Origin of the sequence: Exiguobacterium sibiricum 7-3 (assembly GCF_000620865.1) — a bacterium.
GTDB classification, from domain to species: Bacteria; Bacillota; Bacilli; order Exiguobacteriales; family Exiguobacteriaceae; genus Exiguobacterium_A; species Exiguobacterium_A sibiricum_A.
Map to the genome: position 1 here is coordinate 2,260,352 of NZ_KK211190.1, position 11,099 is coordinate 2,271,450.

The 11,099-nt window shown below is 44.8% G+C and carries 10 protein-coding genes; 9 read left to right on the forward strand and 1 reads right to left on the reverse strand.

Annotation, left to right across the window (positions count from 1 at the left end; all coding sequences use genetic code 11):
* The first annotated feature begins 145 nt into the window (after positions 1 to 145).
* Entirely contained in the window at positions 146 to 1,933 is a 1,788-nt protein-coding gene (locus tag P402_RS0112745; RefSeq protein WP_026829046.1) for a glycoside hydrolase family 13 protein, read from the forward strand.
* Between the two features lie 117 nt (positions 1,934 to 2,050).
* Positions 2,051 to 3,202: a cation:proton antiporter gene (locus P402_RS0112750; protein WP_026829047.1), complete on the forward strand. Its 1,152-nt coding sequence runs from the start codon at positions 2,051 to 2,053 to the stop codon at positions 3,200 to 3,202.
* A 60-nt stretch (positions 3,203 to 3,262) separates the two neighbouring features.
* Here the strand turns inward: P402_RS0112750 and P402_RS0112755 are convergent, their stop codons facing one another.
* Positions 3,263 to 4,036 (reverse strand): enoyl-CoA hydratase/isomerase family protein, encoded by a 774-nt coding sequence (locus tag P402_RS0112755; RefSeq protein WP_026829048.1) that lies wholly within the window; start codon positions 4,034 to 4,036, stop codon positions 3,263 to 3,265.
* 197 nt (positions 4,037 to 4,233) lie between these two features.
* On the opposite strand from P402_RS0112755, the gene P402_RS0112760 reads away from it, so the two are divergent.
* From P402_RS0112760 to P402_RS0112790, 7 genes are all read left to right on the forward strand, one after another.
* Complete coding sequence (locus P402_RS0112760; protein WP_026829049.1) at positions 4,234 to 5,616, forward strand: MATE family efflux transporter; 1,383 nt, start codon at positions 4,234 to 4,236, stop codon at positions 5,614 to 5,616.
* On the forward strand, positions 5,576 to 6,043 hold the full coding sequence (gene ybaK, locus P402_RS0112765) for a Cys-tRNA(Pro) deacylase (protein ID WP_026829050.1): 468 nt from the start codon (positions 5,576 to 5,578) through the stop codon (positions 6,041 to 6,043). The genes P402_RS0112760 and ybaK overlap by 41 nt, the downstream gene beginning before the upstream one ends.
* A gap of 21 nt (positions 6,044 to 6,064) precedes the next feature.
* Positions 6,065 to 6,811 (forward strand): CDP-diacylglycerol--serine O-phosphatidyltransferase, encoded by a 747-nt coding sequence (pssA, locus tag P402_RS0112770; RefSeq protein WP_200868723.1) that lies wholly within the window; start codon positions 6,065 to 6,067, stop codon positions 6,809 to 6,811.
* Positions 6,812 to 6,929: 118 nt separating this feature from the next.
* Positions 6,930 to 7,688 carry a carotenoid biosynthesis protein gene (locus tag P402_RS0112775; protein ID WP_152538836.1) on the forward strand — a complete coding sequence of 253 codons (759 nt, stop codon included), beginning with the start codon at positions 6,930 to 6,932 and terminating at the stop codon, positions 7,686 to 7,688.
* Complete coding sequence (locus P402_RS0112780) at positions 7,657 to 8,355, forward strand: lysophospholipid acyltransferase family protein (protein WP_026829053.1); 699 nt, start codon at positions 7,657 to 7,659, stop codon at positions 8,353 to 8,355. The genes P402_RS0112775 and P402_RS0112780 overlap by 32 nt, the downstream gene beginning before the upstream one ends.
* Positions 8,352 to 9,428 (forward strand): glycosyltransferase, encoded by a 1,077-nt coding sequence (locus P402_RS0112785; protein WP_026829054.1) that lies wholly within the window; start codon positions 8,352 to 8,354, stop codon positions 9,426 to 9,428. The genes P402_RS0112780 and P402_RS0112785 overlap by 4 nt, the downstream gene beginning before the upstream one ends.
* 15 nt (positions 9,429 to 9,443) lie before the next feature.
* Positions 9,444 to 10,916 carry a phytoene desaturase family protein gene (locus P402_RS0112790; protein WP_026829055.1) on the forward strand — a complete coding sequence of 491 codons (1,473 nt, stop codon included), beginning with the start codon at positions 9,444 to 9,446 and terminating at the stop codon, positions 10,914 to 10,916.
* Positions 10,917 to 11,099: the final 183 nt, after the last annotated feature.

Below are 11,099 nucleotides of genomic sequence, written 5' to 3' on the forward strand. Positions count from 1 at the left end.
CAATCGATTGCGCTAATATGGAAGGATTCCCTGTCCGCCTTGTTTTTTCTGGAATTCCAATTGACTTTAAGAAAGCGCTTCACTATTCTTAGGTCGAGGACAATTATATTAGAATGCAAGCGATTGCACATAGGGAGTGACCAAAATGCTGAAAGAAGCTGTTTTCCACCGCGCGATGTCACCGTTCGTCTATAAGTATGATGACAAAACGATTCATGTTCGATTGCAGACGAAAAAAAATGATGTGGATCACGTCGATCTTATTTGGGGAGATCCGTATGATTGGCATACTGAAAACCCGGATGATGCCGATTGGAATTTTGATCCGTCCAAATCAAACTATTGGAATACTTTCGAAACTCCTATGAAACGGAGCGGGTCAGATGAGTTGTTCGATTATTGGTTCATTGATGTCGTGCCTCCTTTTCGCCGTCTGCGCTACGGATTCCGGCTCCATGATGGACATTCGAGCCAAGTGTTTACCGAACGTGGTTGGTTTGATGAAAAACCGTTAGATGATACCGGATATTACTTCTGTGTACCTTATTTAAACAAAGTTGATGTCTTCCATGCTCCGGACTGGGTCAAGGATACGGTTTGGTATCAAATATTCCCCGACCGCTTTGCCAATGGAGATTCAAGCAATGATCCTGCCGGTACTCTTCCTTGGAACAGTACTGCACCTACAACGACAAATCTGTTCGGTGGCGATTTCCAGGGGGTCATTGATCAAATCGATTACTTAGTTGATCTTGGAATCACCGGTATCTATTTCTGCCCGATTTTTGAAGCCAAGTCCAATCATAAATATGACACGATTGATTATCTAGAAATCGATCCCCAGTTCGGAACAAAAGAAAAGTTCAAGGAAATGGTTGATTTACTGCACGAAAACGGTATTCGGATCATGCTCGATGCCGTTTTTAACCATGCCGGTTTCCATCATAAAGCATTTGCCGACATTCGGGAACACGGTAGCAATTCTTCTTACCGGGACTGGTTCCACCTCCGGAACTTCCCGCTCGTAACCGAGCCGATGCCAAACTATGATACGTTTGCATTTGTTCCGGAAATGCCGAAGTTCAATACGGAAAACCCGGAAGTGAAAGCATACTTACTCCATGTCGCCCGTTACTGGGTCGAAGAATTCGGAATCGACGGCTGGCGTCTTGATGTTGCCAACGAAGTCGATCATGCCTTCTGGCGTGATTTCCGTTCTGTCGTTAAAGAAGTGAATCCGGAGACGTATATTCTCGGAGAAATTTGGCATGACTCACAGGAGTGGTTGCTCGGTGATCAATTTGATGCCGTCATGAACTATCCGTTCACGAATGCTGCGCTCAATTTCTTTGCACTCGATAAAACATCCGCTTCTGCCTATGCCAACGACATGTCGCATGTCCTATTTTCGAACACGGTCAATGTCAACGAAGTGACGTTTAACTTGATTGGTTCACATGATACGCCACGTGCCTTGACGCGTGCCGGAAACGATAAAAATAAGATGCGCCTGCTGCTGTTATCCATGCTGACATTCTCCGGAAGCCCGGTCATCTATTATGGAGATGAAATCGGACTAGATGGTGATCAAGATCCAGGTTGCCGGAAATGCATGCCGTGGAATCCGGAAGAGCAGGATTTGAACCTACTGATGTACACGAAACATTTACTTCAGTTGCGAAAGCAGCATAAGACACTTGCCAATCACGGGCATATCTCATTCGTCCATGCCGACGATGAAACGAATACCATCATCATGCGCCGTATGAGTCAAGACGGGACATATTACGTCTACTTTAATAACTCCAATCATCAAACTACGATTCCAGCTCCTCAATCTGGTCAAGGAATGGATCTCTTTTCAAACACGCCGCTTTCTTCATTAGAGGTGACGCTCGCTCCATATACCGGAACAATCATTCAAGTAATTTGATTTTCAGACAGCCTTTTTGCTCAATAGCAAAAAGACTGTCTTTTTTCATTTCTGTTACAAGCCAATTAAGGCTTTTGATTTAGGGTAAAGAGGAAAGAAAGGGGGGAATACTCTCTCATGGAAATATTTCTTTATGCGGGGTTGATTCTGATTGGCTTATTCGCAGTCAGTTATCTCAGTGAACGGTTTCATCTCCCGAGCATTCTTGCCTTCATCCTGATCGGAATTGTACTTGGCCTTTACTACGATTTGCCGGAAGAGTTAAAGCTGGGTGGGGAAGCTGGCATCATCGTCTTGTTTTTCCTGTTAGGTCTAAAGTTTTCTGTCGCTGACTTATTAATCCAGTTTCGGAATATTTGGAAAGCAGGACTGATTGATCTTATCCTGTCGTTTGGCGGTACCTTCCTCTTGACCTTGGCCTTTGGGTTTTCCGTACCCGAGGCGTTTTTAATTGGTTGTGTCCTTTATGCAACAAGTTCATCGATTTCCGCTCGTCTGCTCGACCGGGAGCCAGACAAACACAAAGACGTGAATCGGTTTGTCCTCTCGTTACTCATCTTTGAAGATTTGGCGGCACCCCTTTTATTAACAAGTGCCCCGTTTGTTCTCGGAACACAAGAGTTCACCTTCGTAAAAGTCGGAACGATTTTTCTTGGATTTATTTTCTTATTCAGTGCATTGATTTTTTTAACGGTCTTCATCCGCCAAAAATCGAGAGTCGTCGACTCCCTTTATCGGCACCCGGACGCCGGGATCGGAATCATCGGATTAATTTTGACTTTCTCAGGAATTGGAATCATGTTTGGGTTGTCCGAAGTCCTTGGTGCGTTCATCGTCGGGATTTTACTAACTGAAATCAAAGAGACACGTTATTTGAAAAGACTAGTCACACCATTCCAAGATTTACTGTTACCTTTATTCTTCATTTCGTTCGGGATGTCGTTTGAGATGACGGAAGGACTTCCATTAGACTGGTTTTTCTTTGCATTAGTCGTTTGGGGACTTTTGTCGAAATTTCTTGTTGGTTTCCTGGGTGGACGATCGTTTGGACTCTCCAACTATCATGCGATTGAGTCCGGGTTTTGTTTAGGACCACGCGGAGAATTCTCGATTCTCTTCATCACGCTTGCTAGCGGAGCTTTCGTCACGTTAACTGGATTGTATATTTTCGTTTCTGCTTTCCTCGGAATCATTTTATTCAGAACCTCGACCGCATTAACGGATCGTACTCATGCAACCGCCCAAAAAATCAAACAGAAAATCAAATGAATGCTAAAAAGGACTTCCCGGCATCTTACCGGAAAGCCCTTTTTATCTTCCATCATGTCATCAACGCCCAATGAAGACGGGCGCTTTTTTTTCTAAAAAAGCTTGAACGGCTTGCTGATGATCTTCTGTCTTTCCGGCACGGGATTGGTAAATGATCTCTTGAGCCAACATATCCTCGAGTGTCGATTCAGAGCTCGCTGTTTGTAATTGTTTGATATACCCAATGACTTTCGTCGGCCGATTGGCAAGAAGTTTGGCAAAAGAAGCCACTTCCTGTTCAAACTGTTCGGCGGCAATGCTTTTCGTCACCAAATGGTAGTCGTACGCTTGTTGTGCCGTAATCGTTTCACCTAATAAGGCCAGTTCCAGTGCTTTAGCCGATCCAATCAACCGGGGTAAGAAGTACGGAGCACCGGCATCTGGAACCAATCCGATATTGATGAAGCCGAGCGATAATTTTACATCATCCCGCACGATTCGGAAATCGCAGGCTAATGTCAGAGATAATCCTGCCCCCGCAGCGACACCATTAATGGCAGCGATAGTTGGTTTTTTCGTCGTCGCAAGTGCTCGAATGACTGGATGATAGTATTGTTTTAAGTATTCTCCATGATCCATGCCAGGTTGAACGGTTTTTAAATCTTGTCCCGCACAAAATCCACGCCCGGCCCCTGTCAAAACGATAACCCGCACGTTATCATCTTGATTCGCCTCTTCGATGGACTCCGCTAATTCAGTTAAAAGTGTCGATGTAAGTGCATTTAGTCGTTCCGGACGTGACAACGTGATGGTCGCAACCTGCTCTGCAACGGTATAACTGACTTCACTTTTCATTCCATTCCCCTCCATTTCAAAAATGAACATCCATTCATTATGATGTATTCGTGATGTTTTATGAAAATCCTTTTAAATACCTTCTTTTTTTATGAAAGCTCCACTTTTCCTCTTTCATTATGAAAATTGAAGGCGTATAGTTTCCAAAAGATACAGAAAGACAATACGTTTTACGGACTTAAAGGGGAATTAAATTTATGAAAACAGTTAAACAACAATCATTATTTCAAATTACATGGCCGCTATTCATTGAAATCGCGCTTCATATGAGCCTCGGAATCATCGCTACATTGATTCTGAGCTATTATTCGGACAGTGCAGCAGCTGCTGTCGGTGTTTCCAATCAGGTGCTTAACATTTTTATCATTCTGTTTAACATCACATCCGTTGGAGCGACCATCATCATCGGTCAATATTTAGGTGCGAAACGGATTCAAGATGCTCGCCAGACCGCACGATCTGCTTTTTCCATCAACCTATACATCGGTTTAATCATTTCCGTACTCGTCGCTTTGTTCGGAAAACAATTGCTCGGATTCTTCTCTTTAGAAGGAGAAACATTAGTGTACGGCGAAACGTTCTTAAAGATTGTTGGTCTCTTCTTATTCTTAGAAGCCATCTCTCTTACACTCGGTGCTATCTTACGCAGTCATGGTTTCACAAAAAATGCTATGTATGTCACGTTATTGATGAACTTCGTCAGTGCCTTCGGTAACGTCATCGCTGTCCTCGGATTATTTGGTATTCCTGTCCTTGGAGTCGCCGGAGTCGCCTGGTCGATCGTCGTTGCCCGAACAGTGGCAGTCGTTTTACTCTTTTTCGTTGTTTACCGGAAACTGTCTTTACGCTTTAAATTAAAAGATTTGATTCAAATTAATCGACGTGATATCAAAAGTATCATGAATATCGGAATTCCTTCTGCCGGAGAAGGTGTCTCCTATCAATTTTCTCAATTGATCATTACCGGCTTTATCGCCACAATCGGTGAGTCGGCTCTTTCTGCACGCGTTTATGTCTCGAATATCACGATGCTTTGTTTCTTGTTTACATTAGCTATCGCACAAGGAACACAATTATTAGTCGCCCGCCAAGTTGGAGCGCAACAATTTGAAGCAGCACATGCCCGTGCTGTAAAAACGCTGAAAATCGCTGTTTTTGCAAGCTTCGTTTCTGCCGTTGCACTGGCATCAGTCGGAACATCGATTCTGTCGATGTTCACATCAAGCCCGGAAATCATCGCTATCGGTATTCCATTATTATGGGCAAGTGTCATTCTTGAACCAGGTCGTGCCATGAATATCGTTCTGATGGGAACGTTGAAATCAGCCGGGGACGTCCGTTTCCCTGTCGCCATCGGTATTCTCTCGATGTGGGGAATCGCCGTTGTTCTTAGCTATACACTCGGCTTGCAATACGGACTTGGCTTACTCGGTATCTGGATCGCCTTTTCTGCCGACGAATGGTTCCGTGGCATCTTTGCCTTAAAACGTTGGAACAGTCGGAAGTGGGCTCAATACGCTGTCGTCAAAGGAGACCAACATGATCACAACGAACGTCGCGAGACTTCTAAAGCAGTCTGACATCCCGTTCGACTTGCTTTCCTATCCTGTTGATGAACAGGATTTATCCGCTCAACATGTAGCTAGAAAGATTAATTACCCGCTTTCGTCTATTTTTAAAACATTAGTTTTAGAAACAGATTCACATCAACATGTGTTTGCTGTCATTTCCGGCGAAGAAGAAGTCAGTTTAAAGGCCGTCGCACGAACAGTGTCAGCCAAGAAAGCACATTTAGTGCCAATGAAAGACTTGAAGCAACTAACGGGGTACATCCGAGGAGGTGTCGCCCCGATTGGTGCGAAAAAACCTTTTCCGGTCCTTTTATCGGATTCGGCCCTGAATCAAGAATTCATCATTATTTCGGCTGGGAAACGTGGTCTGCAAATCAAACTCGCTCCTGATGATTTTCTGCGCTTCACGAACGGGGTTGTCTTCATGAACCGCTGATATCTACCAGTTGTTTATGATATGATGGATAGTATCGAAGAAGTGGCAGGAGGAATCATTTTGTGGAAAGAACGTGTACGTAACTCTATTCCGAACCTCTTTACGTTCGGAAATTTATACTGTGGTTTTCTTGCCATCGTCATGGCGGCGCGGGGAGATTTTCAAAATGCGACCTTACTGATCGTCATCGCGATGATGTTAGATAGTTTGGATGGTCGGATTGCCCGAATGCTTGGTGTCGCAGGTGACTTTGGAAAAGAATTGGATTCACTAGCTGATGTCGTGACTTTTGGTGTCGCTCCAGCCATGATGGCGTATTACACTTATTTTTATGATTTCGGAGAAATCGGTTTGCTGATTGCGGCTTTGTTCCCTCTATTTGGTGCATTTCGCTTAGCCCGTTTCAATCTCTCGGCTACTAATGTGGCTTCTGCTTATTTTTCCGGCGTCCCGATTACAGCGGCTGGAGGTATTTTAGCCGTCGTCACCCTATTCAGTGGACGTATGAATGATTTAATGGTGCCACTCGTCTTTACTGCACTCGCTTTTTTAATGGTAAGTCGAGTCAAAATCCCGAGCTTCAAAGATATTCCGGTACCTAGACATACATTCGTCATCACGTTTACGTTACTGTATGTGACTTATGTGATGATTGCCCGCAGCAACGAGTGGTCGACCTTCTGGTTCGTCGCAGTGCCATTGTATATCGCATTTTTATTGTTTTCCTTCATCAAAAAGAAAAAACAAAAAAGTCATCAAATCGATTAAACAGACCGATTCACTCGGTCTGTTTTTTTAATACAGTGAATTCCACCTCCATTCTGGCTCGTCGCCCATTCCTACAGGTATACTAATATCAGAATACATAGAGATGGAGGACACACTTATGATGGATCGGTTCCAAAATAAACTTTGGTTATTTTTTACGATTTGGTTTTTCATCGGACTGATTTTAGTCGGTTTTTCCTTACTGCCCCCTTGGCTTGAATGGGCAAATGCCGTTTTTTTATTTGCATCTGGTTTATATGCCGCTCTTTATCTCTGGGATGTCTTGCCAAAAGGACGTTTCATCATTCCAGTCATTTTCTTTGGTTCAATCCTCATCGAATCCATCGGCGTCCATACAGGTTGGCCGTTCGGCACATACGCATACGAAGCAGATTTTGGTGTACAACTGCTCGGTGTACCGATTACGATCGGTGCCGCCTGGTTATCCGTCATGGGAGCAAGTCTTGCCTTCTCACGCCGGTTTCCATTTCGCTACAATACTGTGATTCTGGTGCCGTTGTTTGCCGTTTGGTTGGATTTAGCGATTGATCCGGTAGCAGCTAACGTCAAATCGTATTGGATCTGGCAGGATGGCGGATTGTATTATGACATCCCGACCCAAAACTTTTTTGGCTGGTATGGAACAGCACTTTTCTTTGCTCTCCTGATTGCCCGGTTCGAACAACAGGTCACAATCACAGCCCTTGAACGAAACAATCAGTATCTGTTTTTAATGCTCCATGCGTTGTTTGGTCTGACAGCAGGTGTCGCGGGTCTTTACGGCGTCACGTCGATCAGCCTTCTCGCAGGTCTTACCTATTGGCTCACACAAGGAGGCGTTCCTCTTGCAAAAAGCAAACAAAAACAAATGGGCTGAACGAACCTTTCATTTATACTTGAAAGAACGTTTAATTCGAAAACAATTCCACCGGATTCTATACCGGGCCGATGATTTACCGACCCCCGGATTGATGCTCGCAACACACGGATCGTGGTGGGACGGCATGATTTTGTTTCATTTGGATCAAACGATCTTGCATCACGATCCTTACGTCATGATTGACAGGCAGGGACTGGAGCGGTTTCCTTTTTTCACACGCCTCGGCGGCTTTTCCATCGACCGGAGTTCGTTTGCGGAAATCAAACAAAGCCTACAGTATGCAAAAGATCAATTGGCGAATGGAAGCAGTGTCTGGATGTTCCCTCAAGGGGAAGAACGGCATCAAGAAGAACGTCCGCTTCAGCTCAGCAGCGGAGCGACACATCTGGCAAAAGCAGCCCGCTCCATTTCCTTGTTTTCGTTTTATTACTCATTTGGTCATGAACAACAGCCGGATGTCTACATCCGGACCCGGACGATTCAATTACCTGAAGGACGTAGTTCAGAGCAGTTACGTTACTTAACGAACGCGATGACCCAGCTGTATGATGATGTCCGGACTGATGCGATCGAAGAACGGATTGAATCGTATCGTGTGTTGACTACGAGAAAGGAACCGCTCCCCGTTAAAACGGAACAGTGGTTACAGGCGATCCGTTCATGATGGTCGTACTGTTCGTCATTGCAACTTTTGTTTGTCTCTATACGTTCATCAACTTGTCATTCTTACCGAAATTAAGCGAACCTGTTCTTCCGCCAAGTCTTGCAATCTGTATTCCACTTCGAAACGAAGAACGGAATGTCGAGAAACTGATTCGTTCGTTACGACAAGCGCTTCATCCGAATATGCATGTCTATTTATATGAAGACCGCTCGACTGATCAGACACGTGATTTGTTAGTCCGCCTTGTCGGCGGAGAGGATCAGTTCACAATCATCGATGGTCTTGATTTACCATCTGGCTGGGCTGGAAAAGTCCATGCTTGTCATCAACTCGCGAGTGCGACGCATGAAGAGTACCTGTTGTTCTTAGACGCTGATATTACTTTGGCAGCAGATACGATTCCCCGGCTCTATGCGACGTTGCAAAAAGAACAGGCGGTCTTCTTGTCAGGCTTCCCGTCATTCCCCGTTCCGACCTTTCTCGGAAAGTGCCTGATTCCGATGCAGCACGTCTTAATCGCCCAACATCTGCCGATTGCATTTCGGAAGGTCAAACACCCTGCCTTTGCAGCGGCAAACGGTATGGTCGTTCTCGTCGAACGTAAAGCTTACGAACACGTTGGTGGACATCAAACCATTCAAATGGCACTCGTCGACGATTTGGAGCTATGTCGGGCTTTTAAACAAAACGGTTTTACGACGACACTTGTTCATGTGTCTCCCTATGTCAGCTGTGACATGTATGCGACTAACCGTGATGTGTGGCAAGGTTTCCTGAAAAACGTTTTCCGCGGTATGAACGATTCTTATGCAGTAGGCAGCTATTTCCTGTTGTTTTACCTTGTTCAAGCTGCCGCTTTACCGCTCGTGTTCATATTCCCGTCGATTTGGACACTCGGAGCTTTTCTTTTGATCATGATTGCCCGTTACCGCATTGACCGGAAGGCAATGATTTTTCATGCCTGGTTTTGGCATCCACTTGCGGTCATTCTTTATGTCGTCCTGCTAGCGACGGCGATGATTCGAAGATTCAATAAAAGGGAAATCAGTTGGAAAGGTCGGACATATTCTTAAGGAGGCTTTATTGTTATGAAACATATCGCAGTCATCGGAGCGGGGCTTGGCGGTTTGAGTGCCGCCATCTCACTGGCTTCAAAAGGGTTTAAAGTTACTGTCATTGAACGCAACGAACACATCGGTGGAAAGATGATGCCCATTACGTCTGAGGGACACCGGTTTGACTTCGGTCCCAATACCATCACGATGCCTGAAATCTTTCAATCCGTCATTTTAGAGTCAGGAGCAGATCCAGATGACTACTTTACGTTTGAGAAATTGACACGTCATACCGTCAATCACTTTCCGGATGGACGTTCGTTGACATTCGCCAGTGGTCGTGAGGCGATGCGGACTGAAGTCGACCGTTTCACGAATGGTCAGCTTGCTAAAAATGATATTACTGGTTATCAGGACGAGGTTAAGGAACTGTACAATATCGCTAAACAACAATTTTTCATCAATATCGACTCTTATTTCAATTTTTCCTTATTGCGCGACATGATCAAGGTTCATCCTTTAAAAACACTGCATGGACTACACAAAAAATATTTTAAGGACCCCCAGTTGATTCAAGCACTTGACCGTTATGCAACCTACATTGGAAGCAGCCCGTTTCAAGCACCCGCTACATTCGGTTTGATTGCCCATCTCGAGTTAAATGACGGTGTTTATTTCACACGTGGCGGAAATACGACCATCGCCGAAGGGTTTGCCCGTCGCGCCCGCGAACTTGGCGTTATTTTCCGGTTAGGAGACGAAGTGACGCAGATTGAAGTGACGAATCAGTTGGCAACAGAAATTGAACTCAATCACGTCGATTACCTGTCTGTTGATTTCATCGTTTTAAACGGTGACTTGCTGACACAATATCCACGATTGATTTCAGAAACCGTACGGCCTGACTTCAAAAATCCAACACCTTCACAAATGGAGCCGTCGATTTCTGCTTATGTCCGGTGTATCGGACTTGGACGCCGTATTGATGGACTCGCGCATCACAATGTCTTTTTCTCTTCTGATTATGAAGCTGAGTTCGAAGCTTTGTTTAATCAACATCGTTATGCAGAAGAACCGACCATTTACATCTCGAACTCTTCGGTCACTGCACCGGAAATGGGAGAAGCCGGCGACAACCTGTTTGTTCTTGTAAATGCTCCGGCTACTCATAAAGGGTCTGCTATTGATTTTGATACGTATGATAAAATTATCAATCAACGTCTGCAACAGTTCGGAATCGATATCACGTCTGACGTTTTATTCGAACAGCGGATTACTCCGCAAGACATTGAACAAAAATTTTCAGCGTATCATGGTTCGCTGTATGGTCTTTCTTCAAACGGCACACGTGGCGCTTTCATGCGTCCAAGCAACCGTTCAAAGAATGTTCACAATTTGTTTTTTGCCGGTGGATCGACGCATCCTGGTGGCGGTAGTCCAATGGTGACGCTTTCAGGAAAACTGGCAAGCGAACGAATCGTGTCCGCTGTCGCCTCTACCCTGTGAACGTTATGTGAATTGCATATCAATTACTTGTACGGACAACTTAGATTTGATACGATTACTTCGAGTTCAAGAGGTAGTGATTGACCCCACATCCTCAATCAAGCGCATGGTGACTTCCCCGAGTCAAAAGCGTTTAGGAACTTAACATATCTGTTTTGTCTTAATCGTTTGTTCAAGACCCAC

Excerpts from the sequence above, each read along its gene's own strand:
- P402_RS0112745 (WP_026829046.1), top strand. The coding sequence starts at position 146 with ATGCTGAAAGAAGCTGTTTTCCACCGCGCGATGTCACCGTTCGTCTAT.
- P402_RS0112750 (WP_026829047.1), top strand. The coding sequence starts at position 2,051 with ATGGAAATATTTCTTTATGCGGGGTTGATTCTGATTGGCTTATTCGCA.
- P402_RS0112755 (WP_026829048.1), bottom strand. The coding sequence starts at position 4,036 with ATGAAAAGTGAAGTCAGTTATACCGTTGCAGAGCAGGTTGCGACCATC.
- P402_RS0112760 (WP_026829049.1), top strand. The coding sequence starts at position 4,234 with ATGAAAACAGTTAAACAACAATCATTATTTCAAATTACATGGCCGCTA.
- ybaK (WP_026829050.1), top strand. The coding sequence starts at position 5,576 with ATGATCACAACGAACGTCGCGAGACTTCTAAAGCAGTCTGACATCCCG.
- pssA (WP_200868723.1), top strand. The coding sequence starts at position 6,065 with ATGATGGATAGTATCGAAGAAGTGGCAGGAGGAATCATTTTGTGGAAA.
- P402_RS0112775 (WP_152538836.1), top strand. The coding sequence starts at position 6,930 with ATGATGGATCGGTTCCAAAATAAACTTTGGTTATTTTTTACGATTTGG.
- P402_RS0112785 (WP_026829054.1), top strand. The coding sequence starts at position 8,352 with ATGATGGTCGTACTGTTCGTCATTGCAACTTTTGTTTGTCTCTATACG.
- P402_RS0112790 (WP_026829055.1), top strand. The coding sequence starts at position 9,444 with ATGAAACATATCGCAGTCATCGGAGCGGGGCTTGGCGGTTTGAGTGCC.